A 25,053-nucleotide genomic window follows, 5' to 3' on the forward strand; every position below is an offset into this window, starting at 1 on the left:
CACCTCGGTTTCTGCTCATGCCCGGCGCGCCTCGTGAGTACGCCGCACAATCCCGATGTGTTGTATGCAGTTGTCGCTCTACCATCAGGATCCCCCTGATTGGGAAATCCGCAAGTATTTTCACTGCCGTATCAGGACCTGAACTGCGAACTGGCGAGTAACAAACGTGTCGGTACGGCCAACCGATCGGAATTCAACCGCTAGCATCGGTGCGGTGACTGCAGTCGGTTTGAACGAAGAAGCTGTTTCCGCGTGGATCGCCGAACTGGGGGTCGGCGCCACGACACCACTGACTTTCGAGAGGATCGGTAACGGACAATCGAACCTGACCTACTCCGTGACGGATGCGGGCGGCGGACGGTGGGTACTGCGCAGACCTCCACTCGGCACGTTGTTGGCGTCCGCGCACGACGTCGTTCGCGAGCACCGCATCCTGTCCTCGCTCCAGGGAACCAAAGTGCCGGTTCCGAAGATCCTCGGCATCACGGAAGATCCGGAGATCACGGACGCTCCGCTGGTCCTCATGAGCTACATCGACGGCGTTGTGATCGACGGCGTTCCAGTGGCTCAGAAGTTGACCGAGGACGAGCGTCGCGCGGTCGGATTGGCGATGCCGAAAACCCTCGCAAGCATTCACGGGGTTGACCTGGAAGAGACCGGCCTCGACGATCTGGCCAGCCGCAAGCCCTTTGCCGAGCGTCAGCTCAAACGGTGGTCGGCGCAGTGGGAGAAGTCGAAGACCCGCGATGTTCCGGACGTCGACAGGTTGGCCGAGATTCTGCACCGAAACATTCCGGAACAGAACGAAGTGACCTTGGTTCACGGCGACTTCCACCTCAACAACGTCATCACCGACCCGGTCGAGGGGCGCATTGTTGCCGTCGTCGACTGGGAGCTGTGCACGTTGGGGGAGCCGCTCGCGGATCTCGGTGCGCTACTCGCGTACTGGCCGGAAGCCGGTGACAAAGTTGCCGGTCCGTTCATGGCGTCCACGCTGGAAGGCTTCCCGAACCGCGACGAGCTGGTCGCTGCCTACGTCGAGGCGACCGGCCGCGACGTGTCAGCGGTCGGATATTGGCACGTACTCGCTCTGTGGAAGCTCTCGATCATCGCCGAGGGCGTGCTGCGACGCATTCTCGACGATCCGCGCAACAAGGCCGAGCACGGCGGCCCGACGGTCGCGCTGATCGACGGAATCGTTGCACGCGCCGTCTTGACGGCAGATCAGCTCGGTCTGAGCTAGTTTTCGGTCAAGGTCCCGGCTGCTGATCTGATCGCAGCCGGGATCTCCACCGGCTTACGGGTGTCGGCATCGACGTAGACGTGCACGAAGCGCCCAGTCGCGGCCGGTTCCCAATGGCCGTTTTCGACCTCGTGGAATATCGCCAGGGCGTAGACGATGCTCTTGGTGCCCAACTTCTCGACGGAGATACCCACCTGCAACTGCTCGGGGAACGACAGTTCGCTCAGGTACCGGCACGACGTCTCGGCGACGACGCCGATGGCAGGCAGGGTGCGGATGTCGGTTCCAGTGGAAGACATCAGCCAGGCGTTGACCGCGGTGTCGAAGTACGAGTAGTAGGTCACGTTGTTGACGTGGCCGTAGTGATCGTTGTCGTCCCACCGCGTCGGGACGGGCCAGAGAACGGGAAACTCGCTGATCGACGGGGGCGTCTGCGCTGTGCTCACGGCTTCGACTGTAGTGAGGACTTTCGCGAGAGTGAGGGCAGGGTGGTGCCCTGTAGGACTGCACGCACGATCAGCCCCACCAACAGTGCCCAGAATGCCGAACCGATTCCCAGGATACTGACCCCGGATGCGGCGATCAGAAACGTGACCACGGCGCCTTCACGTTCACTCGCCTCGCTCAGCGCCGACGTGAGGGCGCCGGCAAGCGTTGCCAGGAGCGCCAGTCCGGCAACAGTTTCCACGACTCCGGCCGGTGCGGCGGCTACCAGAGCGGCCACCGCGGCCGCGCCGGCAGCGAGAACGAGATACGCCCAGCCTGCGGTGAAGGCAGCGATCCATCGACGTTTGGGATCCGGATGTGCGGTGGGGGCGGCGGCCAGGGCCGCGCTGATCGCCGCGAGGTTGATCGCATGGCCACCGGCCGGTGCGCCGACGATGGTGCCGATACCCGTCACGATCATCGACGGCCGCCAGGGAACGGTGTAGCCGAACGAATTCATCACGGCCACACCGGGAATGTTCTGCGAAGCCATCGTGACGATGTAGAGGGGAATCGCAATGCCGATCATTGCCTGCCAGGTCCACGACGGCGCGGTGAGATCGATGCGGGGAATCATGGCGCCGGCGTCGAGCACTCGATCCGACGTGACGAGGCTGATCCCGATCACGACCGCTGCTGTGAGAAACGCGAGCGGAACCGCCCATCGCTTGGAGAAGCGCTGCGCGGCAAGCCAAACCAGGATGACGGGCGCGACCGCTGCCGGTGCGTCCCGGACGGCGATGATCGGCGCCAGGCACAACGGCATCAGAACCCCGGCGAGCATCGCTTGCGCGAGGGGCGTCGGGATTGCCGAGATGATCCTTCCGAGCGTCGGCCACAGTCCGGTCAGCACGATCGCGATTCCGACGACGATGAATGCTCCGACCGCGGCCGGCCACCCACCCTCGACCGCTCCGGCGCCGGCGAGGAGGGCGGCACCGGGCGTCGACCAGGCCAGGGTGATCGGCATCCGATACCGGCGTGAGAGCCAGAGCATTCCCAACGCTTGGGTCACACACAGAACCAGCAGTCCGGACGCCGCCTCGGTCGCGTCCGCACCGACAGCCGCGAGGCCGGTGAGCACCACCGCGAACGAACTGGTGAAGCCGACGAGGGCCGTGACGATGCCTGCGCTCATCGGTTGCGAGTTGCTGCGAACGGCTTCCGGTTCGGTGGTATCTGTGGAGTCCGACATGGTCAGTGATTCTGCCCGACCCGCCCCGGACCCGATTTACCTGTCCGGTCGGATGGGTGAGGTGACCGCTTTGCCGTAGATGAGGTGCGTTTGGGCATGCCAGACTTCGGGATGTGCGGCGAGGTGGTCGATCAATACTCGCTGTAGATGCGCACTGTCACGGACCGCGACGTGGAGGAAGAAATCCTCGGGCCCCGAGACGTTGAAGAGCGCAAGCGTTTCCGGCAGCGCTAGCGCGTCGGCGGTGAACCGGTCGACGAGGTCGCGGCGGTGTGGTCGCAATTGAACGGCGATGATCGCCTGCATCGACCGGCCAACGGCTGCCGGATCGACAACCGCATGGATACCGCTAATTGTTCCGTTGGCACGTAGGCGTCGTACGCGCTCGTGGCACGAGGAAGTCGCCAAGCCGACTCGATCGGCCAACACCTTGTTGGTGATCGACGCGTCGTTCTGCAATTCGGCCAAAATCTTCCAGTCCACCGGATCCAGAGGCTCATTCTTCGTCATCTGCCGAACTATATCCGGAGTCGTTTTGAACTTCCCGGATCCAGTTGCACACTCCTGGCATGAACATGTGTCTCGAATCAGCTCGGGTGTGAGGTATTTCGGATGAGTGTCGGTCAATGGCTCGCTTTCGGCTCCCTGCTATCCATCGTCCTGTTCACGCCGGGACCGGATTTTGTCCTGATCCTGCGTCATTCTCTGGCAGATCGTCGGACCGGCGCGGTGGTGGCCGCCGGTGTGATTTCCGGGCTCTTCGTTCACACCGCTGCCGCGTCACTTGGTCTCTCCGCACTTGTGGCGACACGGCCACAGTTGCTCTCTGCGCTCACATACGCCGGGGCGGCATATCTGACCTGGCTCGGCATCTCCGCGATTCGAAGTGCTTTCAAAGCCCGAGCCTCGGACGAGGGAATTCCGGCAGCGAAAGAACCGATCGCGGTCACCACGGCATTTCGCTACGGCTTCCTCTCGAATCTGCTGAACCCGAAGGTGCTGTTGTTCTTTCTCGGGCTACTCCCGCAATTCATCGAGCCGGGTGAAGGCGCAGGGCTGCGCACGTTGATGTTGGCGGGCGCGACGGTGGTCGCCGCGGCACTGTGGTGGGCGATCGTGGTGGTGCTGGCGGCCGGAGCAGGCAAGAAGCTGCGTCGTCCCGGCGTCGGCAAGCGAATCGACGTGGTGACGGGAGTGTTGTTGGTGGGTCTCGGTGCCTTCTTCGGGGTTGCATGAGTGGTCGTGTCAGGATGGGCTCATGACACTTCCCGTGCTGATCGACGTCGAAGAACTGTCCGCTCTCATCGAGGCCGGCGCTGCGCCGCGATTGCTCGATGTCCGATGGGCGCTGGGTGATTCGAACGGCGAGCAGCATTTTCGCGACGGCCATATTCCCGGCGCGGTATTCGTGAACCTCGACGAGGAACTTGCCTCGCCGCCGTCGCCGGGCACGGGAAGGCATCCGCTGCCGAGTCTCGAAGACCTGCAGGACGCTGCGCGTCGTTGGGGAATCGACGACGGTGATTCGGTGGTGCTTTACGACGCCACCGGCAACACGGCCGCTGCCCGTGGTTGGTGGCTGCTGCGGTGGGCCGGGCTCTCGGATGTCCGACTGCTCGACGGCGGGCTACAGGCCTGGGAGTCCGCGGGACTGCCGTTGGCGGCCGGTATCGGTGAGTCGGTCACTCCGGGCAGCGTGACTTTCACCGGCGGCAACATGCCGACGGTCGACATCGACGGCGTCGGCGACTGGACGCGTGCGGGCGGCGTGCTTCTCGACGCCCGAGCGGGGGAGCGGTACCGCGGCGAGGTCGAGCCGATGGATCCCGTCGCAGGGCACATCCCCGGTGCGGTGAGCGCGCCGACCGCGGAGAACATCACCGGCGACGGTCGGTTCCTGGACGCGACCCGCCTGCGTGAGCGGTTCGCCGGACTGGGCGCCGGAGACAGTGTCGCGGTGTACTGCGGATCCGGAGTAACTGCAGCGCATGAGATTGCGGCACTCGCGATCGCCGGTTACGACGCGACGCTGTTCCCGGGCTCGTGGTCACAGTGGTCGAACGACAGCACTCGCGCCGTCGACACCGGAGCCTGAGTCAGCTCTTGGTGCGATCGATGAATGACGGCACGAGAAACCACAGTGCCGTGAACATGATCGCGGCGCACGCTGCCAAGACCTTCGCAGCAACTCCGCCGACGGCGACCTCGGCGATCAACAGGACCGTGCCGGTCATGGAGGCGGCGAGAAAGGCTATGCCGCACAGGGCGAATCGGTTGGCGACGGGCAATATGTTCTCGCGGTGCCCACGGCGGAAGAGCATGCGATGCCAGACCGCGGGTGCCATCAGGAACCCGAACGAGATGGCAACAAGTATCACCGTCACCAAGTGGATGCCGCGGATGTACGCCGACGCTTCCTCGTAGCGTTCGGTGAATGCCACGGCCAGCAAGAAGGCAAACAGGATCTGCACACCAGAGAGCGCGACGCGCAGTTCTTGCAACAACTCGTTGAAGTTCCGCGCGAGTTGTTGAGGTGGAGTCTCCCCGGTCTCGTTCACGGCGACGTGGTTCCTACGCCCGTGAGTATTCCGACGCTCGCTGGATCTGCTCCGCGCTCGGACGCACGCCGGTGTAGAGCACGAACTGCTCGGCGGCCTGAAGGGCAATGACCGACGCTCCCGTGATCGCCGTCTTGCCGAGTTCGGTCGCCAACGCGATCAGTGGCGTGTTCGCAGGCATCGCGACGACGTCGAAGACGACATCGGCGGCGCGCACTGCTAGTTCGGGGAACGACAATGCATCTGCCTCTGCGCCGCCGGACATACCGATCGGAGTGGCGTTGATCAGTACACGGGGACGAAGCTCACCGAGTTCGGCCTGCCAGTCGAAGCCGTACTGCTTCGCGAGCGACGACCCCACTTGCTGGTTGCGGGCGATCACGGTGACGTCGGTGAATCCGGTGTCGCGCACCGCAGCGACGACTGCTTTTGCCATGCCACCGCTGCCGGCGACAGCGACGGACAGGCTCGTGTCGACGTCGTTGTCACGCAGCAGATCGGCCACCGCCTGATAGTCGGTGTTGTAGGCGTGCAGCACTCCGGACTCGTTGACGATCGTGTTCACGGAGTCGATGGCGCTGGCCGAATCGTGCATGACGTCGATGTGCTCGATGACCTGTTCCTTGAACGGCATCGACACCCCGCAGCCTCGAATCCCGAGTGCTCGGATGCCGCCGATCGCGGCTGGCACGTCTTCGGTGGTGAAGGCTTTGTAGACGAAGTTCAGGCCCAATTCCTCGTAGAGGTAATTGTGAAACCTCGTGCCGATGTTGCTCGGTCGCCCGGAGAGCGACATGCACAGGAGCGTGTCCTTGTTGAGGTCGACGGTCATTGTCCCCACTCTAATCGCGAGTTCGGCGTAGTTCTTGATAGACGAGTGCACCCATCCGGATGTCCCGCAGCGCCGAATGTCGGGTATCCGATCGAAGCACCACTCGCACCGACAGAGCCGAGACGACATGGTCACACAGAACATCGACGAGCACCCGAGCACCGAATCTCGTCCACCGCGTCGTAGATGGGCTGCTCACGCGATCTCCGGAGTGTTGGCCGCGGCTGTCGTCCTGGGCGTCGGTGAACTGGTGGCGCTGCCGATCAACCCGGACGCGTCGCCCTTCTACGCAGTTGGCGCGACCACCGTCGACCGAACCCCGGCGTGGGCTCGCGAGTTCGCGATCGACACCTTCGGCACCAACGACAAGCCGGCGCTGTTCATCGGAATGTCGATATTGATCGTTCTGCTCGGTGCGGTAGCCGGGCTGTTGGAACGGCGACGCCGCCCGATCGGCAGTGTCATCCTCGTTCTTCTGGGCGCGGTTGGTGTGTATGCGGCGATGCAGCGCCCGACTGCCGATGCGATGTACGTGTTCCCGACGCTGGTCGGTGTGGTGGCGGGCGTCGCAACCTTGCGGTTGCTGATCACGCAACTCGAGGTGCCGCTCTCGCCTGGCGTCGCCGACTCGTGGTTGCCTCGTCGTCAGTTTCTTCTGCTGGCAGGTGCGGCGTTGGCAGTGGCTGCGGCAGCGGGTGCCGCCGGGAAGTTCGTGGGGCAGAGAATCGCCGGAGCAGTAGCGAATCGTGAAGACTTTGTCGTACCCACTGCCGCTGACCCGGCGCCGCCGATTCCGGCGGGTGCGGACATCGCGATTGCGGGTGCGTCGACGTACATCACGCCCAACGACGACTTCTATCGAATCGACACTGCACTCCTCGTTCCGCAATTGACGACGGATTCGTGGGAACTGCGGATTCACGGAATGGTGGACCGCGAGATGACGTTGTCGTTCGACGATCTGGTGGCGCGAACGCCCATCGAACGGGTCATCACGCTGACGTGTGTTTCCAACGAGGTGGGCGGCGTTCTGGCCGGGAACGCGAAGTGGATCGGTTATCCCATGAAGGACCTGCTCGACGAAGTCGGTGTCCATCCCGACGCCGACATGCTCCTGTCGACCAGTGTCGACGGCTTCACAGTCGGCACCCCGGTCGAGATAGTCACCGACGGCCGTGACGCGATTCTCGCCGTGGCGATGAACGGTGAGCCGTTGCCGTTCGAGCACGGCTATCCCGTTCGGCAAGTAGTTCCCGGCCTGTACGGTTTCGTCTCCGCCACCAAGTGGGTGACGGAGTGGGAACTGACGCGTTTCGACAAGGTTGAGGCCTATTGGACCCAGCGCGGTTGGGGTGCGCAGGCACCGATCAAGACGTCGTCGCGTATCGAGGTGCCGGCAGCTTTGGCGCCGATCGAGCCGGGCCAGGTGCTGGTGGCGGGAACGGCCTGGGCGCAGCATCGCGGGATCGAGAAGGTCGAGGTTCGCGTCGACAACGGCGAATGGCAACCGGCGACACTGGCGCAGGAGTACTCGATCGACACCTGGCGTCAATGGTCGTGGATGTGGGATGCGGGCTCAGGTTTGCACACCGTGCAGGTCAGAGCGACGGATTTGGACGGGAACGTTCAGGTGGAAGAGCGCACTCCGCCGATTCCCGGTGGAGCCACTGGATGGCATACGAGGTCGTTCACCGTGAAGTGACAGGTAGATCCGAATGGGATTCGGTATACAGGCGGACGACGCACTGGGCCATCCATCCAGCGATCAGCGTTCGCAGGCCGAAGTCGAAGGTGTCGTCGGTTCGCAGTGGGTTCGCGGCCTCACGCGTGACCTCGCTCGGGTTGGAGGATTGAGTCCACGCGACATCCGGCGTCGAGAGTTTCACGACGGATCCGAGAACCAGACTGTCCAGCGTGGAAATTGCGTGACGCGTATCGGTCGAATCGAAACCCCCGTCCGAAAATGCTTGAACCAGTGCAGTATCGATATCAAAAGTCACCTCGGTGCGGACGCTGCGTGTCATGAGTAGCGGGATGAGGCGCCAATGTTCGACGGCAGCTCGGCGATATGCCCACCCCCACGCGCTGATCCGTTCGCTCCATCCTGCGGGTGGGTGGGGGACAGAGATCGACGACATCACGCGGATGCGCATGAGTTCGACGATCTCGGATCGACCCGAAATATGTGTGTAGAGCGAAGACGGAGTCACGTTCAGTTGCTTGGCGATCCCGGGCATGGTGAAGTCGCCGGTTGCGTCGACAGCATCCAGAGCCGCGTCGGTGATGTTTCGCGTGGACAGTATCGGCTGAGTGGGACGCGGCATCGATTCTCCTGGTGAGGGATTCGTCGGCAATCTCGGACTTGATCGATTGATGACAACTCCTTGATTTCGGGAGCCGGTATGCATCATACTAACCGAACCCTATTCGGTATGTCGGCGGAATCTTCCGGCGATCGGTACACGTCGGAGGAACATTCAATATGTCTGTCGTATGGCTGACCGGTGCAACGATCATCGACGGCACGGGCGCCGACCCGATCGAGAACTGCGCTGTTGCAGTGGAAGATGGCCGCATCAGTGCACTCGGTGGAACGCCGCCTGCGGGGGCGGAGGTGCTGGACTGCACCGGGCTGACAATCACGCCCGGCCTCATCGACGCGCACGTTCATCTCGGTGGATCGAGCGATCTCGCACCGAGTCTGCGGCGTCAGATCTCGGTAGCCGAGCTCGCTGCAGACATGTTCGCGACCTGCGCATCGACCCTCGACGGAGGATTCACCACTGTTCGTGACTGCGGCGGAGTCGACGGTGGACTCGCCGGAGTTGTCGCCTCGGGCAAGATTCCGGGTCCGCGGATCATTCAGTGCGGCCCGATCCAGTGCCAGACAGGTGGACACGGACACCTGGCGGCCGAGTGGGAGCCGACTTCGGACTGGTCCGATCATGACATCCCCGGATTACGTTGTATGTCTCTGCTTTCCGACGGTCCGCACGAAATGCGAAAGAACGTTCGCGAGACGTTCCGCAGGGGTGCGGACTTCCTCAAACTGTGTGTTACCGGGGGAGTGGTATCGACTCATGACAAGCTCACCGATACCCAGTTCACGGTCGACGAGATCGAAGTTGCCGTCGAGGAAGCCAATGCGCGCGGTACCTATGTCACGGTGCATGCCCACAACAACGAGGGAATCCGAAACGCTGTCACTGCCGGCGCGAAATGCGTCGAGCACGGCTCAGGTATCGACGACGAGACAGCCAAGTTGATGGCCGAGCACGACGTCGCGTTGGTGCCGACGTTGGCGGTGGTGCAGGCGCTCTCGGACAGCGCGGCGTCAGCAGGTCTACCCGAATCGATTTCGGCTCGGATCGGTCAGATGATGCAGGGTCAGATCGACGGGCTTCTTGCTGCTCGAAATGCCGGCGTCAGAGTGGGATTGGGATCGGACCTCATCGGTACCGATCAAACGGGCCGGGGAATGGAGCTAGTCCTGCGCGCCAAGGTCGAAACCCCGATGGACGCATTGGTTTCCGCTACCCGGATCAACGCCGACATTCTCGGCATCGCCGACGAGGTCGGCACCATCGAAGTCGGCAAGTTCGCCGACCTCGTTGCATTCCGCGGCAATCCGTTGACGGATCCGTCCATCTTCGCCGATCGTGAGCGCATCGCACTCGTCATTCAGAGCGGTCGAGTGGTGAAGGACGGCCGGTAGCTCAACAGCGAGTGGCGAGTTCTGTCAACGCCGAGTGATCCGCCCGGCGAACCGGTAAGCCGTAGGAAATCGCGACGGTCAAGTACTTGCCGGCGTAGAAACATCGGTATGCAGGATTGGGCGGCAACCACTCACCGGGCGTGCTGTCGCCTTTCGACTGGTTGTCGGGGCCGTTGACGGCCAACAGGTTCAGTGACGTGTCGTTCGCGAACCTCATCCGAAGCGCGGGCGTCCAGGAGTTCGCGCCGAAGTCCCAAGCCGCGGCGAGTGGGAAGACGTGGTCGATCTGGACGGACTTGGCCTGGCTGCGTTCGAATTCGATGCGATCACCGGAGTACGGGTCGGTCATCGCGCCCGACAGTACGACGCAGTCACGTGTTCCCGGTTTGAACACCACGTCCGAGAGATCATGGGCCAGAACGTTGTTGCGGGTATCGCACCCGTCGTGGCCACCTGGTGCGTCCTGGTCGTCGGACCAAGCGGGGCCGAAGACGCAAGCCTCGCCGTTACCGCAGCCGCGCTCGTATCCACCCGGATGTGGTCGGTTGTCGACAATCGCGGTCCGGGACAGCAGCGATTCGAGCTCCGATCGTGTCGGGCTGCCCGGGGCCGACTCGAGACGCTCGTCCCCGAACCATCCGCAGGACGCGACGAGACATACGAGCGCGAGCGTCGACAGGATCGCAGATAACCGTGCAACCACCTGTGCCCCCGTCCGTCGTAGACGGTGATTCAACGCCGCCCGTCGTAGAACGTGATTGAACCATCGGGGGCCGACAGAAATCAGCCGAACTCGATCACCACTTTGCCGGCTGAATGGCCGTCTTCGACTGCAGCGAGCGCTTCCCCAGCGCGGGAGAATGGGTAACGGCCGGACACGGACGGGTCGAGGGTCCCGTCGGCCACGAGCGCCGCGACCTCCGTGAATACTGCTGTAGTTCTTCGGCGTTCGACACCACCGCCGCCGAGTCGGCTCGCCGCCAGAGGATCGGCGATGCTCAGGATCGGCGCGTCCGGTCGGGCGAGCTCAGCGCCGCGAGTGAGAGTGTCCCCGCCGACCAGGTCGAAAACCGCGTCCACTCCGCCTGGGGACAACGCGGACACTTCGCCTGCAAAGGCGTCTCCCGACGCAACCCACCGTGCTCCCGCTCCCTCGATCGCGGTTCGCTTGGACTCACTCGCGACGCCGATGACGTCGATGCCGCGAGACACCGCAAGCGCGGTCGTGCTGCGACCAACGCCGCCGCCGGCACCGAGGAGCAGGAGTGTTGCCCCGGGTTTCAGATCCAGACCGTGGAGAGCGTCGTAAGCCGTTCCCGCCGCAACCGTCAGCACCGAGGCATCGGCCCAAGACACGGTCGGCGGCTTGTGTGCTGTCGAGGAGACGTTGAGCAATGTCGACGCGGCGTAGCCGCCGAAGCCGGTAGCGGTAGCGCCGAACACTTCGTCGCCGACCTCGAACTCGGTGACCCGCGGACCTACTCCGATGACAACACCGGACACTTCGCGGCCCAGGACCGCAGGCAGCGTCACCGGGACAGTATCTTTTCGAGTACCCGCGCGAACTTTCCAGTCAGCTGGGTTGACGCCCGCCGCTCGGACCGACACCAGCAGTTGGCCGGCACCCGGTGGGGGCAGGGTGACGTCGAAATAGGACTGTGTGTCGGGTCCGCCGTACTCGGTGAAGCCGTATGCCGTCGTCATGACTGCCAGCCTATTGCCCAGCCAGATCGGAAGGACGGTCCGGAAGGGTGGTGTCGAAGAGCGGTGTCGGTGGCACCTGATTGGATGGTCGGATGCTGCATGGACTCTGGTCACCGGGATCGGGGCTCAAACTGTGGGTCGACGGGCACGACGGTGCCGGAACCGACGATCCGCGAGATCCGGTCAGTGCTGTCCTGCATCGTAAGTTCCGTCATCGTGTGAATGTCGCTATGCCGCCCGTGCCTGGCGGGCCTTTGCAGAGTGAGTACGCAGCTGTTGCGTTGGCGCCGCCGGACGCAGTCGATCTCCTGCTGCGGTTCAAGGCCGACGACCAGCGAATCGCGGGAGACCTGCACTTTCTCGTGCACGTGGCGCGAGGAATCGACCGTTGGGTGCGCGCCGGCCGGGTGGTGCCGGCGCTGACGCGAGCCGAGGGTAGTTGGTGGCCGCGGTGGCAGTTGTCGGTGGGGGAACGCCAGCGCGCCTGGATCGGCGAATTGGTAGTGGCCATGCCGCCGGTGCAGCGGTCAGTCGGCTCGCCGAGGGCGACGATCGAAGACATCACGAACGAACTCACGGACCCGATCGTCCGTCGTGTTCTCGGTGACTCGCATCCGGTGGTGCAGACCCCGCTGTGGCAGGCCGTGTTGTCCGGGGACGCTTTCGACGACGTGTCGGTACGAGCGGCCGAGGGACTCGCCGAATGGGGGTCGACGTTCACCGCCGGAGAGCCGGACCTGGTTCTGCGGCTGATCGAGCCTGAACTCGACGACAATTCCGATCCCGACGACGATGCGCTGTGGCGTCTGCACGTGTGTTTGCGTCCCGAAGGTGAAGCGCCCGAACGTGTTCGACTGCACCGGGCAGATCCCAAACGTATCCAGCTCGGCAGCCGCAAACTCGAAGAGGCGATCAAGGCTTACCCACGTTTTCGCGACGTGCCGCGCGACGAGGACAGTCTCGACCTGTTGCTGCCCACTCCTGTCGTGATGGACCTGGTCGGACACGGCGCGATAGTCCTGCGAGAGCGAGGGATCACGCTGCTGCTTCCGCGTGCCTGGAACGTGGTGTCTCCATCCCTGCGTGTGCGGGTGACCTCGGCGGCGTCTCCGATCGTTGCGGAGAATCGTACGGTCGGTATGGACCAATTGCTGGAATACGATTGGGAATTGGCGCTCGGAGACAAGGTGCTCACCGCCGAGGAAATGACCCGACTGGTCGATGCGAAGTCCGATCTGGTCCAGTTGCGCGGCGAGTGGGTTCAGGCGGACAAAGACGTCCTGGCCCGCGCGGCTCGTTTTGTCAGTCAGCGGCACTCGAGCGGGGACCGAGCGATTGTCGATCTGATCAAGGATTTGATCGCCGACGACCTCAAAGACCTGCCGGTCGAGGAAGTGAAGGCAACCGGATGGGCTTCGGCACTGCTCGACCAGTCGGTAGCTCCGCGGCAGGTCGCGGTACCGTCGACGGTCAACGCGACTTTGCGTCCGTATCAACGACGCGGTCTCGACTGGTTGGCGTACATGAGTGCTCTCGGGCTCGGCGCTGTTCTGGCCGACGACATGGGTCTGGGTAAGACGCTGCAACTGTTGGCGTTACTTGCGCACGAGAAGTCCAAGACAGCAACCCTTTTGGTGTGCCCGATGTCGGTTGTGGGTAACTGGCAGCGTGAATCGGCGCGATTCGTGCCGAGCTTGCGCGTCTACGTTCATCACGGTTCGGATCGCGCTACCGGGGCGGAGTTGGAACAGGCAGTTCGTGAGAGTGACCTCGTGATCACCACCTACGCGCTCATGACCCGCGACGTCGCGGCCCTCAAGGATCTCGACTGGCGGCGCGTAGTGCTTGACGAGGCTCAACACATCAAGAACGCCAAGACATCTCAGGCGAGAGCTGCTCGCAGCATTCCTGCGGACCATCGCGTTGCTCTGACCGGAACGCCGGTGGAGAACCGGCTGGACGAGCTGCGGTCAATCCTCGATTTTGCCAATCGCGGGGTACTCGGCTCGGAGCAGATGTTCCGCAAAAGGTTTGTCGTACCGATCGAGCGGGAAAAAGATCAGCTTGCCGTCTCGCGACTGCGAGCCGTCACGTCCCCCTTTGTGCTGCGGCGCGTGAAGACCGATCCCGCCGTGATCGCGGATCTCCCGGAGAAGTTGGAGATGACGGTTCGAGCGAATCTCAGCGAAGAGCAGGCCGCGTTGTACCGCGCCGTGGTGGACGAGATGATGGCGCAGATCAAGGGGACGGAAGGGATGAAGCGCAAGGGCGCCGTCCTGTCTGCGCTGACCAAACTCAAACAGGTGTGCAATCATCCCGCGCACTTCCTGCGCGACGGTTCGCCGGTGATGCGCCGCGGGCAACACCGTTCGGGAAAGCTCGGACTGGTCGAGGACATCGTCGAGTCGGTCATCGGCGACGACGAGAAGGTTCTGTTGTTCACACAGTTTCGTGAGTTCGGCGAATTGGTGGTGCCGTACCTGGCCGACCGGTTCACTACCGAAGTTCCGTTTCTCCACGGCGGAGTGTCGAAAGCCGGGCGCGACGCGATGGTCGAGGCATTCCAAGGCACAGACGGTCCGCCCATCATGGTGCTCTCGCTCAAGGCCGGCGGCACGGGTCTGAATCTCACAGCGGCCAACCATGTCGTTCATCTCGACAGATGGTGGAACCCCGCGGTAGAGAACCAGGCGACGGACCGTGTCTTCCGCATCGGTCAGAGAAAGAACGTGCAGGTCCGCAAGATGGTGTGCGTCGGAACTTTGGAAGAGCGAATCGACACGATGATCGCGAGTAAAAGTGAACTCGCCGAACTTGCAGTCGGGACCGGTGAGAACTGGGTGACGGAGATGAGCGTCGAGCAATTGGACGAGTTGTTGCGACTCGGCGACGACGCGGTGGGCGAATGAGTCCGCGCGGTAAGGGCCCCGATTTCAGCGAGTACACCGGGCCCCGGCGGCGGGCACCCGCGCCGGTCAAGCCTCGTCCAGCGTTCGGGAGAACGTTCTGGGGCAAGGCTTTTGTCCGCGTCGTCGAAGAGATCGGCGACAAACCTCGTGTCACGCGTGGGCGAACGTATGCGCGTTCGGGTCAGGTTTTGGCGCTCGACATCGAACCGGGAGTGGTGACGGCCGAGGTTCAGGGCAGCCAACTTCAACCTTTCGTTTCCACGCTGTCGATCGACACTCTTGATCAATCGGATATCGACGACATCATCACCAAGATCCGCCGAGTGCCGGGAAGCCTTGCCGCGCTGGTGTCCGGCACTGTCCCGGACATGCTTGCTGCCCAACTGATACCGGACGGCCCGTCGGCTTTCCGTTTCGACTGCACCTGCCCCGATGACGGTTGGCCGTGCAAACACGCTGCGGCCGTGGCGTTCTTGACTGCCGAGCGGATCGACACCGATCCGCTGAGGTTGCTGAGACTTCGCGGGGTCGACCTGGAGCAGTTGATCGGGGGAGTGGAGGACGAGTCGACTGTTCCGGTAGACGTCGAGAATTGGTTCGGAATCGCTGCTGCCCTCCCCGCGCTACCGAAGGTGCAATTTCGACCGGCGATAGACGATCTGGATATCCGCCGTCTGCGTGAGGCGGTGGCGGCACTGGGATTGGACATGGCTCAGCAGAACGTCGCCTTGGACGAAATACGGTCCATCTACCGACGGTTGGACGGTTGAAATCGGACAACTCCGGACTGATGCTAGTTTCCTACCGTGAATTCCAGTATCGTTAATTGGACCGGTCCGGTCGGGACCTGCCCGCGATTTCAGATCGTTATCGTCGGCGAATAGACGACTATTCATTTCTCGGAGGGACAGTCGCTGTGATGCCCGTTCATTTGCGCGACAGCGCAATACCCAAACATGAGCAGTTGCGCACCATTCTCCTGCGCAAGTGCACCCAAGAACTCCAGCCTGGCGACTTGATGACCAGCGAGCGAAACCTGATGCAGGACTACGGCGTCAGTCGGATCACTGTTCGCGAGGCCATCGGCCAGTTGGTCAATGACGGACACCTCGTGCGTGTGCGTGGCAAGGGCACCTTTGTCGCGCACCGCGCTGTCCAGTCCAAGCTGCACCTTGCGTCGTTCACCGAGGAGATGAGGGCCCAGGGGCATCACCCCACCACAGTGGTCCTGGTCAGTGAGCAGGGGCCGGTCCCCGAAAGCACTGCTGCCGCACTGAATATGAGACCGGGTTCCGAGGGGTATCACGTCAAGCGCTTGCGCCTCGCCGACGGCGAGCCGGTGAGTGTGGACGACGGCTGGTTCAATCCGGAACTGTTGCCTGGTCTACTCGACATGGACTTGACGGGTTCGATCTACCGGGCGACCGCTGACAAGTACGACAAGCCGATCGACCGGGCAGAGCAGACTGTCAGTGCAGATGGTGCCAGTACGGAGATCGCGACTCTCCTCGGCACTCGTAAAGGTGCTCCGGTTCTGTACTTCGATCGAGTGTCGTTCAGTGAGATAGCACCGGTCGAACACACTCGCAGTTGGTACCGATCCGACCGCTACCAGTTGCAGATGGAAGTCCAGGGCCAGGCGCGGCCCAAAACGCGCCGCGACCAATAGCCATCGTTCGAAACGAAAGGGCGAGCACACCTTCCGGTGTGCTCGCCCTTTGCGTTACGCCGACCAGTCGAACAGAGTGTCGCCTGTGGCGACGTCCCCACCGACGGAAGGGGATTCGACGGTGTCCGGTTTGGAATCCATTACGACAACCGGGCAGATCGCCGAGTAGCCGGTCGTGTCGATGTGCGCTGGATCGAAGCTGACAATGGGATCACCCGCATCGACGGTGTCACCCTCGGCGGCGATGAGCGTGAATCCGTCGCCTTCGAGCTTGACCGTGTCGATGCCGATATGGACCAGCACGCCGGTGGCCTTCTCGCCGAAGATCACAAACGCGTGGGGGTGCAGTTTCAGGATCTTTCCGCTGATCGGCGCCACGACCGTGAGCGGGCCTTGAGCGCGGGCGGGTTCGATCGCGACGCCCGAGCCGACCATCTGCTGAGCGAAAACCGGGTCCGGGACGTCCGCGAGTGCGACGACCCGGCCGGGCAGCGGGGCGAGGACGACCGTCACAGGATGTCCTCGATGTCCTCGGCAAGGGTGTCGGCTTCGGGCCCGACGATGACCTGGACAACCGTTCCGGCTTTGAGCACGCCGTGTGCGCCGGCAGCCTTGAGAGCGGACTCGTTCACCTTCGCTCCGTCCTTGACCTCGGTACGCAGGCGGGTGATGCAAGCCTCGATCTCGACGATGTTCTCTGCGCCGCCGAGGCCCTTGATGATTGCTTCCGCTTTCGACATTTGCTGCTCCTGATTGTCGGGTTGGTCGTGATCGTTGAACGGTCGTACAGGTGGGCTGACTAGTTGCTGGTCAAGGCTATCCCGGTTACGTATGTCACATTTGGGTGTTGACAACTCGCCTCCACCAGGTAAAACTACAACTGGTTATGACCGGACAGTACCCGTTGGAAGTCCGGCTCCACAACAGTTTCGACAAAACGGTTTTGCCCTCACTTCCGAGCATGAACCGTGACCTGCATTTTCACGAAACCTGCACGTGCACGACACCCGAATTTCCAGAACCAGCGGCCGATCGCGACGCGGCCCGGCGAACGAAGAAGGTCCTTGATGACTCTCGAAGACACCCCGAAGAAGGAATCGAAAGTGTTCGCCGGGGTTCAACGCCTCGGCCGAAGCTTGATGCTTCCGATCGCCGTTCTGCCGGCTGCGGGAATCTTGCTCCGCCTAGGCCAGGACGACCTGCTCGGGCGATTCAGTTCGATGCACAGTGCCGCTGCAGTGATCTCTGCGGCAGGACAAGCAGTCTTCACGTGGCTGCCGCTGATCTTCGCCGTCGGTATCGCGATCGGCTGGGCCAAGAAGGCCGACGGCTCGACTGCCTTGGCAGCCGTCGTCGGCTACATGGTGATCGACGGAGTGTTCAAGGCGATGTCGCCCATCGTCCTCGAAGGGAAGACCGACCCGAACGGGGATCAATCACTGATCAACTACGGTGTGCTCGCCGGCATCGTGATGGGCTTGCTGTCGGCGATCTTGTGGCAGCGGTTCTATCGAACGAAGCTTCCCGATTATCTCGGATTCTTCAACGGGCGCAGGCTCGTTCCCATTCTGACAGCGATCACAGGTCTCGTCGTCGGTGTCCTGATGGCATTCGTGTACCCGTTGTTCAACTCCGGATTGAACTGGGTCGGTGAAGCAGTTGCTTCCAATACCGTTGTGGGCGGCGGCATTTACGGCGCAGCGAACCGCCTCCTGATCCCCACCGGCTTGCATCACATCTTGAACTCCGCCGTGTGGTTCCTGATCGGCGACTACCAGGACGCGAGCGGACAGATCGTTCGCGGTGACCTCAACCGGTTCTTCGCCGGCGACCCATCTGCCGGCACGTTCATGACCGGCTTCTTCCCGATCATGATGTTCGCCCTCCCCGCTGCAGCCTTCGCAATCTGGCGCAACGCCAAGCCTTCTCAGAAGAAGCTCGTCGGCGGCATCATGCTCTCCACCGGCCTGACTGCTTTCCTCACCGGTATCACCGAGCCGCTCGAATTCTCCTTCATGTTCGTCGCGTGGCCGCTGTACGTCATCCACTCGCTCCTGACCGGAACGTCGATGGCCTTGGTCAATGCGCTGGGGATTCACGACGGATTCACGTTCTCCGCAGGCTTCTTCGACTACGTGTTGAACTTCGGCAAGGCAACCAACGCATGGATGTTGATCCCGATCGGACTCGGCTACGCCGTGATCTACTACTTCCTTTTCAGCTTCGTCATCAAGAAGTGGAATCTGCGCACGCCGGGACGAGAAGAAGAGGTCGAGGTGGCCGCAGGTGAGCCCGACGCCGCGCTGCTCGAGGCCGAACTGGCACTGGCTGCCGAAGGTGACAGCCGCACCGACGCCCCGCTCGTCGCCGAACTGGAAAACAAGCTCGACAAGGAACTGGGAGGACGCTGATCATGGCGATCGCAACCACGACAATCGGATCCCGAGTCGGGCTCCACGCACGACCCGCAGCGCTCTTCGCGCGCGCCGCGGCCGACCTGCCGGTCGACGTCACCATCTCGCTGGGCGACGGCGAACCCGTCGACGCCTCCAGCATGTTGTCTGTCATGACTCTCGGAGCCGCATTTGGGGATTCGGTGACGTTGCGTGCTGACGGTGACGGCGCCGATGCTGCGGTCGGTTCGCTCGCAGAGCTTCTCGCCTCCGAACTGGACGAAGCCTGATGACGGCGAGTGTGGACAACCGCATCGCGGGTATCGGAGTGAGCGCGGGTTCGGTCTGTGCGCCGTGGTTGCGATTCTCCACGCCTGAGCCGACTTCGGCGTCGGACCCGATCACCGGCAGTCCCGAGGCGGAGCTGATCAGGATCCGTGAGGCACTGGACGCCGTCGCGGAGGAACTGCTTTCGCGTGCAAAGACAGTCGAGGGCGTATCGGCGGAGATCCTGACGACGTCGGCTGCGATGGCGCGCGATGCGGGCATCGTGAAGGCGGCCAAGGCGAACCTGGAATCGGGGCTGCCGACCGCACACGCCGTCGCAGTTGCCTTCGACGCATTCTGTGAAAAGCTCACGGCGCTCGGTGGGTACATGGCCGAGCGGGCAACGGATTTGCGCGATCTCGGGCAGCGAGCCGTGGCCGTTCTTCGCGGGGAACCGATGCCCGGAATCCCCGCTCCCGGTCATCCGTACATCCTGGTGGCGCGCGACCTCGCTCCGGCAGATACAGCGACGTTGGGCAACAGTGACGTGGTCGGATTGTTGACTGCCGAAGGAGGTCCGACCAGCCACACCGCAATCTTGGCGAAGTCGCTCGGAATCCCGGCCGTGGTCAACTGCTCGGGAACCGATCTGCTGGCGGAGGGAAAACTCCTCATCCTCGACGGCACCACCGGGACGGTCACCATCGATCCCTCGGCAGAAATGCGCGAGCGCGCTGTCCTCGAAGCATCGTTCGTGGCAGAGCAGTCAGCTTCGGCACATGGTCCAGGACGCACGCGTGACGGGTTCGCGGTGAGGTTGTCGGCCAACATCGGAACCCTCGAGGACGCCGCGCGGGCCGGGGCGGCGGATTGTGAGGGCGTCGGACTGTTCCGTACCGAATTCTCGTATCTCGGGCGCCACGACGCACCTTCGGTGGAGGAGCAAGCGCAGACGTATGCGTCGGTGCTCGGGCACTTCGCCGGACAGAAGGTGGTGGTCCGCACTCTCGATTCGGGTTCGGACAAGCCGTTGCCGTTTCTCGATCTCGGGGTCGAGGAGAATCCGGCCCTTGGTATCCGCGGACTTCGTGTCGGCACGGTCTATCCCGACACCCTCATCAGTCAGCTCGACGCCCTCGCGGCGGCAGGCACCGCGACGGGCGCCGATCTGTGGGTGATGGCGCCGATGGTAGCCACTGCCGACGAGGCGAAAGACTTTGCAGAACTTGCGCGTTCGCGGGGGATCGGCAAGGTCGGAGCAATGATCGAGATTCCAGCTGCCGCGTTGCGAGCGAAGGATATCCTCGAGCACCTCGATTTTGTCAGTATCGGCACCAACGATCTGAGCCAGTACACCTGCGCCGTGGATCGTATGGCCGGAGGCCTGGCGCAACTGCTCGATCCGTGGCAGCCGGCGGTCCTCGATCTGATCGCGATGGTCGGTCAGGCGGGCGCCGACGCCGGGAAACCTGTTGGTGTGTGCGGAGAATCCGCGTCGGACCCGCTGTTGGCTCCGGTTCTGGTCGGTTTGGGCGTGACGAGTCTGTCGATGTCGGTCCCGGCATTGGGCGCAGTTCGCGCGCAACTGGCCTCTCTCGATCTGGCGGTGTGCAAGGACATGGCCGCTGCGGCGCGGGGCGCGCGAAACCCGCTCGAGGGTAGAGCAGCTGTCGCGCGGATTCGCGAGTCAGCATGAGTACATCAGGCTCGGCTGCTGTCGGCGATCCGCTCGTACTGCGGGGAACGGTGATCGGGTCTCCGATCGGCAAGATTCACGACGGAGTTGTGGTCGCGGACGGTGAGAAGATCAGCTGGGTCGGCTCGGCTGCGGACTACATGGCGTCCGCACCGGTCGTCGTCATTCCGGAACGCACCGACACGGTGATCATGCCCGGCCTGATCGATGTCCACAGCCACGGCGCAGCTGGTGCTGGTTTCCCGAACACCGACGCCGATGGTGCGAGCCGCGCTGCGGCGCACCATGGTGAGCACGGCACGACCGGAATGCTGGCCAGCCTGGTCTCTGCACCGCGCGCAGATCTGGTCCGACAAGCAACGATGCTCGCCGATCTGGTCGAACGCGGAGAACTTCTGGGTATCCACCTCGAGGGGCCGTTCATCAACGGCGTTCGCTGCGGTGCCCAGGATCCGGCGGCGATCGTGCCCGGCGATCCGGACCTTCTCGAAGCCGTCTGTGACGCTGCGCGGGGGACCGTGCGGTCCATGACCTTGGCGCCCGAGACCGAGAACTTCGAAGAGTTGCTCGCGATCATGCGTCATCGCAATATCGTGCCGAGTTTCGGTCACACCGATGCGGACGCGGCAACGACATCGGCGCGCATCGATGCTGCGGTGCAAGGGGATTGGGCCGGTCAGATCAGCGCAACCCACCTCTTCAACGGGATGCCGCCCCTGCACCATCGATCTCCGGGTCCCGTCGCGGCGTGCCTGGCGGCTGCCGCGAGAGGCGAGATGGTGGTGGAACTGATCGCAGACGGTGTGCATCTTGCCCCCGAGACCGTGTCGATGGTCTTCGACGCTGTCGGACCGGACCAGATCGCCTTGGTCAGCGATTCGATGGCCGCGGCCGGAATGGACGACGGCGACTACCAACTCGGTGCGCTCGACGTCACGGTTGCCGAGGGAGTGGCAAGACTCGCGACCACTGACGGCAGTTCCGGTGCCATCGCCGGAGGGACTGCAAGATTGCTCGACGTGCTTCGCAGCACTGTCTTCGACGGCGGGGTCGCGCTGGAAGACGCTGTCGCAGCGGCAACTCGGAGCCCTGCGCGTCTGCTGGGGCTTGGCGACCTGATCGGATCGCTGGCCGTGGGCTGCCGAGCCGACATCCTTGTCACCGATCGTCACTTGCGCCTGGGGCGTGTACTACTCGGCGGAAAAGCCGCCGGAAAGGAACAATCATGGAAATCGTAATTCAGCCGACACCCGCGGAGGTCGACTCGACCGTCGCGGACATCGTCGAAGGCTACGTCAGAGCCGGGGCGACGACGCTTGGGCTTGCAACGGGGTCGTCGCCGATCGGAACCTATCGTGAACTGGCAGCGAGGCATCGCGATGCCGAACTCGACTTCTCGCTGGCTCGGGCGTTTCTGCTCGACGAGTACCTGGGATTGCCGAAACGCCATCCGCAGTCGTACTACTCGGTGATTCGGTCGGAGTTCGTCGATCACGTCAATCTGGATCCGGCGATGGTGTCGAGTCCCAACGGTGAAGCACCGTGCCCGGAGAAAGAGATCGCACGATACGACCAGAGCATCGCGGCGGCCGGGGGAGTGGACGTGCAGTTGCTCGGCATCGGCACCGACGGTCACATCGGCTTCAACGAACCAGGATCGTCGTTGACCTCGAGAACTCGCGTGAAGACGCTGACCGAGCAGACCCGGATCGACAACGCACGCTTTTTCGACGGGGTGGACGACGTCCCACACCACGTGCTGACCCAGGGCCTCGGAACCATCAGCGATGCAAGGCATCTGGTGATGATCGCGACCGGAGAAGGTAAGGCCGATGCGATCGCCGCAGCCGTCGAAGGTCCGTTGTCTGCGTTCTGCCCGGCTTCGGTGATGCAATTGCATCGCCATGTCACCGTCGTGATCGACGAAGCTGCGGCCAGTTCGCTCAAACTTGCCGACTACTACCGGTATGCGCTCGAGCACAAGCCGTCGTGGCAGTCCTTCTGACATGACGGTTCTGGAGCTGGCGGTGCAGGACGTGCGGGGGGCGAGGATCGCACGTTCGGTAGGAGCGACTCGAGTCGAGTTGTGTGCGGCGCTCGGTCCGACGGGGGGATTGACGCCAAGCATTGGAGTGATCGAGGCAGCGTCGGAAGTGGGGATCGCGGTTCACCCGCTGATCCGTCCGCGCGCCGGAGGTTTTGTGTTCTCACCCGACGAAGTGTGGGTGATGGAGCACGACGTACGTGCGGCCGTGGCCGGTGGAGCTTCCGGCATCGTGGTCGGCGCGCTGACAGAAGACAATACGATCGACACCGTGGTGCTGCGTCGCATCATCGGATGCGTGGACCGTGCGAGGGTCGAGGTGACGGTACATCGTGCGATGGACGTGGTGGCCGACCGACTGACCGCGCTGGACGAACTGATCGACCTGGGCGTGACCCGCGTGCTGACGTCCGGGGGTGCGGATACCTGCAGCGAGGGTCTCGACGAGATCGGTCGCGTGGTCGAACATGCCGCAGGCCGGATCCAGATCATGGCCGGTGGCGGAATAACCGTCGACGACATCCCGGCAATCGCCGCAGTCGGCGTCGATGCGGTGCATCTCTCGGCACGCAAAGTTGTCGCGGTGTCCGGTGGCCCGGGCGGGGGATCGGACGGATACGACGTCACCGATGCAGTAGTCGCGCAGGAAGCGGCAGCCGCGCTCCGCGCTGTGCGCCTTTATTAACCCCCCGCGGTTAATAAAGGCGCACAGCCCTTGGGCTCTAGACATACATGGACATCCAACTATAGGATGGTAGACATATTCACTGCTGCCTCCTGGGCGGTCCATACGAGCAAGGAACGGGTTAGCACAATGGTTGAAAATGCGACGGTTCACGAGTTGACGCACTTCGTCGGTGGCAAGCGTGTTCCCGGGACATCTGATCGATTTGCGGACGTGTTCGATCCCAACACCGGCAAGGTGCAGGCCCGCGTCCCCCTCGCGAGCAAGGCCGAGACCGAAGCCATCATCGCCAATGCCGAAGAGGCGCAGCAGGTGTGGGCAGCATTCAACCCGCAGAAGCGCGCCCGCGTGCTGATGAAGTTCCTGCAGCTCGCTCAGGCCGAGATGGATTCTCTGGCCCGCCTCCTCTCGTCCGAGCACGGCAAGACCGTCGCCGACGCCAGGGGTGACATCCAGCGTGGCCTCGAGGTCATCGAGTTCGCCGTCGGCGCTCCGCACCTGCTCAAGGGTGAATTCACCGAGAGTGCCGGCACCGGCATCGACGTGTACTCCATGCGTCAGCCGCTCGGCGTCGTCGCAGGCATCACGCCCTTCAACTTCCCCGCGATGATCCCGCTGTGGAAGGCCGGCCCCGCCCTCGCCGCCGGTAACGCCTTCATCCTCAAGCCCTCCGAGCGTGACCCCTCCGTCCCGCTGCGACTGGCCGAGCTGTTCCTCGAAGCCGGACTGCCTGCGGGTGTGTTCAACGTGGTCAACGGTGACAAGGAAGTTGTCGACGTCCTGCTCACCGACGATCGCATCAAGGCTGTCGGCTTCGTCGGCTCCACGCCGATCGCTCAGTACATCTACGAGACGGCCGCAGCTCACGGCAAGCGCGCACAGTGCTTCGGTGGCGCCAAGAACCACGCCATCGTCATGCCGGACGCCGACCTCGACGAGGTTGCCGACGCCCTGATCGGTGCAGGCTACGGCAGTGCCGGTGAGCGTTGCATGGCCATCTCGGTTGCCGTTCCCGTCGGCGAGGAGACCGCGGACGCTCTTGTCGCGAAGCTGAAGGAGCGCGTCGCGAAGCTCAAGATCGGTCGCAGTGACGACGAAGGCGTCGATTTCGGACCGCTCGTTTGCCAGGATGCCCTCGACCGCGTCAACAACTACGTGCAGATCGGCATCGACGAGGGCGCAACGGCAGTCGTCGACGGCCGCGGCTTCACCCTCGAAGGCCACGAAGGTGGATTCTTCGCCGGCGCAACCCTGTTCGACAACGTCACCTCGGACATGCGCATCTACAAGGAAGAGATCTTCGGACCTGTCCTTCAGGTGGTTCGCGCTGCCGATTACGAAGAGGCACTGCGTCTTCCGACCGAACATGAGTACGGCAACGGCGTCTCCATCTTCACCCGCGACGGCGACACCGCGCGTGACTTCACCGCTCGCGTCAACGTCGGCATGGTCGGCGTCAACGTGCCGATCCCGGTCCCGATCGCGTACCACACCTTCGGTGGCTGGAAGCGCTCCGGCTTCGGTGACCTGAACCAGCACGGTCCCGACTCCTTCCGCTTCTACACCAAGACCAAGACGGTGACGCAGCGTTGGCCTTCCGGCAAGAAGGAAGAGACCAATCACTTCGTCATCCCCACGATGAACTGATCGGACTACC

Annotated in this window: 25 protein-coding genes; 15 read left to right on the plus strand and 10 right to left on the minus strand. The window is 63.2% G+C overall.

The window, feature by feature from the left end:
* Positions 1 to 214 precede the first annotated feature (214 nt).
* A complete protein-coding gene (locus AC2ETI_RS25550) occupies positions 215 to 1,243 on the plus strand; it encodes a phosphotransferase family protein (protein WP_020908344.1) in 1,029 nt (342 codons plus the stop codon).
* Here AC2ETI_RS25550 and AC2ETI_RS25555 read toward each other — a convergent pair.
* The 3 genes from AC2ETI_RS25555 to AC2ETI_RS25565 are packed head-to-tail and all read right to left on the minus strand — an operon-like array spanning position 1,240 to position 3,434.
* Entirely contained in the window at positions 1,240 to 1,689 is a 450-nt protein-coding gene (locus tag AC2ETI_RS25555; RefSeq protein ID WP_020970085.1) for an acyl-CoA thioesterase, read from the minus strand. The two genes, AC2ETI_RS25550 and AC2ETI_RS25555, sit on opposite strands and share 4 nt — an antisense overlap.
* Positions 1,686 to 2,924, minus strand: coding sequence for a benzoate/H(+) symporter BenE family transporter (locus AC2ETI_RS25560; RefSeq protein WP_003941402.1), 1,239 nt, complete (start codon positions 2,922 to 2,924; stop codon positions 1,686 to 1,688). The genes AC2ETI_RS25555 and AC2ETI_RS25560 overlap by 4 nt, the downstream gene beginning before the upstream one ends.
* A 36-nt stretch (positions 2,925 to 2,960) precedes the next feature.
* Complete coding sequence (locus tag AC2ETI_RS25565) at positions 2,961 to 3,434, minus strand: Lrp/AsnC family transcriptional regulator (RefSeq protein WP_003941284.1); 474 nt, start codon at positions 3,432 to 3,434, stop codon at positions 2,961 to 2,963.
* A gap of 102 nt (positions 3,435 to 3,536) precedes the next feature.
* On the opposite strand from AC2ETI_RS25565, the gene AC2ETI_RS25570 reads away from it, so the two are divergent.
* Positions 3,537 to 4,160, plus strand: a complete 624-nt coding sequence (locus AC2ETI_RS25570) for a LysE family translocator (RefSeq protein ID WP_483634582.1) — start codon at positions 3,537 to 3,539, stop codon at positions 4,158 to 4,160.
* A 22-nt stretch (positions 4,161 to 4,182) separates the two neighbouring features.
* The gene (locus AC2ETI_RS25575; protein WP_279219266.1) at positions 4,183 to 5,019 is read left to right on the plus strand and encodes a sulfurtransferase; all 837 of its coding nucleotides are present in this window, start codon (positions 4,183 to 4,185) and stop codon (positions 5,017 to 5,019) included.
* Position 5,020: 1 nt separating this feature from the next.
* On the opposite strand, the gene AC2ETI_RS25580 is transcribed toward AC2ETI_RS25575, so the two are convergent.
* Positions 5,021 to 5,482, minus strand: a complete 462-nt coding sequence (locus AC2ETI_RS25580) for a DUF6328 family protein (protein ID WP_003941357.1) — start codon at positions 5,480 to 5,482, stop codon at positions 5,021 to 5,023.
* Positions 5,483 to 5,495: 13 nt separating this feature from the next.
* Complete coding sequence (locus tag AC2ETI_RS25585) at positions 5,496 to 6,314, minus strand: shikimate 5-dehydrogenase (RefSeq protein WP_029255730.1); 819 nt, start codon at positions 6,312 to 6,314, stop codon at positions 5,496 to 5,498.
* A 127-nt stretch (positions 6,315 to 6,441) separates the two neighbouring features.
* On the opposite strand from AC2ETI_RS25585, the gene AC2ETI_RS25590 reads away from it, so the two are divergent.
* Entirely contained in the window at positions 6,442 to 8,016 is a 1,575-nt protein-coding gene (locus AC2ETI_RS25590) for a molybdopterin-dependent oxidoreductase (RefSeq protein ID WP_020908339.1), read from the plus strand.
* On the opposite strand, the gene AC2ETI_RS25595 is transcribed toward AC2ETI_RS25590, so the two are convergent.
* Complete coding sequence (locus tag AC2ETI_RS25595) at positions 8,003 to 8,638, minus strand: TetR/AcrR family transcriptional regulator C-terminal domain-containing protein (RefSeq protein WP_019749222.1); 636 nt, start codon at positions 8,636 to 8,638, stop codon at positions 8,003 to 8,005. The genes AC2ETI_RS25590 and AC2ETI_RS25595 overlap by 14 nt on opposite strands.
* 158 nt (positions 8,639 to 8,796) lie before the next feature.
* Here AC2ETI_RS25595 and AC2ETI_RS25600 point away from each other — a divergent pair, with 158 nt between their 5' ends.
* Positions 8,797 to 10,029 (plus strand): metal-dependent hydrolase family protein, encoded by a 1,233-nt coding sequence (locus AC2ETI_RS25600; RefSeq protein ID WP_092765294.1) that lies wholly within the window; start codon positions 8,797 to 8,799, stop codon positions 10,027 to 10,029.
* Position 10,030: 1 nt separating this feature from the next.
* Here AC2ETI_RS25600 and AC2ETI_RS25605 read toward each other — a convergent pair whose 3' ends face one another.
* Positions 10,031 to 10,732 (minus strand): HNH endonuclease family protein, encoded by a 702-nt coding sequence (locus AC2ETI_RS25605; protein ID WP_483634583.1) that lies wholly within the window; start codon positions 10,730 to 10,732, stop codon positions 10,031 to 10,033.
* Positions 10,733 to 10,812: 80 nt separating this feature from the next.
* Positions 10,813 to 11,733: an NADP-dependent oxidoreductase gene (locus AC2ETI_RS25610; protein ID WP_070797131.1), complete on the minus strand. Its 921-nt coding sequence runs from the start codon at positions 11,731 to 11,733 to the stop codon at positions 10,813 to 10,815.
* 92 nt (positions 11,734 to 11,825) lie between these two features.
* Between AC2ETI_RS25610 and AC2ETI_RS25615 the strand changes: the two genes are divergently transcribed.
* From AC2ETI_RS25615 to AC2ETI_RS25625, 3 genes are all read left to right on the plus strand, one after another.
* Entirely contained in the window at positions 11,826 to 14,642 is a 2,817-nt protein-coding gene (locus AC2ETI_RS25615; RefSeq protein ID WP_483634584.1) for a DEAD/DEAH box helicase, read from the plus strand.
* Positions 14,639 to 15,412 carry an SWIM zinc finger family protein gene (locus AC2ETI_RS25620; protein ID WP_029255725.1) on the plus strand — a complete coding sequence of 258 codons (774 nt, stop codon included), beginning with the start codon at positions 14,639 to 14,641 and terminating at the stop codon, positions 15,410 to 15,412. Before AC2ETI_RS25615 ends, AC2ETI_RS25620 begins: the two co-directional genes overlap by 4 nt.
* A 149-nt stretch (positions 15,413 to 15,561) precedes the next feature.
* Complete coding sequence (locus tag AC2ETI_RS25625; RefSeq protein ID WP_483634585.1) at positions 15,562 to 16,311, plus strand: GntR family transcriptional regulator; 750 nt, start codon at positions 15,562 to 15,564, stop codon at positions 16,309 to 16,311.
* Positions 16,312 to 16,365: 54 nt separating this feature from the next.
* On the opposite strand, the gene AC2ETI_RS25630 is transcribed toward AC2ETI_RS25625, so the two are convergent.
* Together AC2ETI_RS25630 and AC2ETI_RS25635 are read right to left on the minus strand one after the other, a co-directional pair.
* The gene (locus tag AC2ETI_RS25630) at positions 16,366 to 16,824 is read right to left on the minus strand and encodes a PTS sugar transporter subunit IIA (protein WP_483634586.1); all 459 of its coding nucleotides are present in this window, start codon (positions 16,822 to 16,824) and stop codon (positions 16,366 to 16,368) included.
* Complete coding sequence (locus tag AC2ETI_RS25635; protein ID WP_003941324.1) at positions 16,821 to 17,051, minus strand: PTS sugar transporter subunit IIB; 231 nt, start codon at positions 17,049 to 17,051, stop codon at positions 16,821 to 16,823. Before AC2ETI_RS25635 ends, AC2ETI_RS25630 begins: the two co-directional genes overlap by 4 nt.
* 327 nt (positions 17,052 to 17,378) lie before the next feature.
* On the opposite strand from AC2ETI_RS25635, the gene AC2ETI_RS25640 reads away from it, so the two are divergent.
* The 7 genes from AC2ETI_RS25640 (at position 17,379) to AC2ETI_RS25670 (ending at position 25,043) form a co-directional block, all read left to right on the plus strand.
* Entirely contained in the window at positions 17,379 to 18,722 is a 1,344-nt protein-coding gene (locus AC2ETI_RS25640) for a PTS transporter subunit EIIC (RefSeq protein WP_019749213.1), read from the plus strand.
* Positions 18,723 to 18,724: 2 nt separating this feature from the next.
* Complete coding sequence (locus AC2ETI_RS25645; protein WP_019749212.1) at positions 18,725 to 18,994, plus strand: HPr family phosphocarrier protein; 270 nt, start codon at positions 18,725 to 18,727, stop codon at positions 18,992 to 18,994.
* Positions 18,994 to 20,667, plus strand: a complete 1,674-nt coding sequence (gene ptsP / locus AC2ETI_RS25650) for a phosphoenolpyruvate--protein phosphotransferase (RefSeq protein ID WP_020970070.1) — start codon at positions 18,994 to 18,996, stop codon at positions 20,665 to 20,667. Before AC2ETI_RS25645 ends, ptsP begins: the two co-directional genes overlap by 1 nt.
* A complete protein-coding gene (locus AC2ETI_RS25655; RefSeq protein WP_197941039.1) occupies positions 20,664 to 21,905 on the plus strand; it encodes an N-acetylglucosamine-6-phosphate deacetylase in 1,242 nt (413 codons plus the stop codon). Before ptsP ends, AC2ETI_RS25655 begins: the two co-directional genes overlap by 4 nt.
* Entirely contained in the window at positions 21,893 to 22,672 is a 780-nt protein-coding gene (nagB, locus tag AC2ETI_RS25660; protein ID WP_021334281.1) for a glucosamine-6-phosphate deaminase, read from the plus strand. Before AC2ETI_RS25655 ends, nagB begins: the two co-directional genes overlap by 13 nt.
* 1 nt (position 22,673) lies before the next feature.
* On the plus strand, positions 22,674 to 23,396 hold the full coding sequence (locus AC2ETI_RS25665; RefSeq protein WP_483634587.1) for a copper homeostasis protein CutC: 723 nt from the start codon (positions 22,674 to 22,676) through the stop codon (positions 23,394 to 23,396).
* Positions 23,397 to 23,525: 129 nt separating this feature from the next.
* A complete protein-coding gene (locus AC2ETI_RS25670) occupies positions 23,526 to 25,043 on the plus strand; it encodes a CoA-acylating methylmalonate-semialdehyde dehydrogenase (protein ID WP_070385723.1) in 1,518 nt (505 codons plus the stop codon).
* Positions 25,044 to 25,053 lie beyond the last annotated feature (10 nt).

The sequence above is a fragment of the Rhodococcus sp. MurmanLake-1 genome (assembly GCF_056945715.1).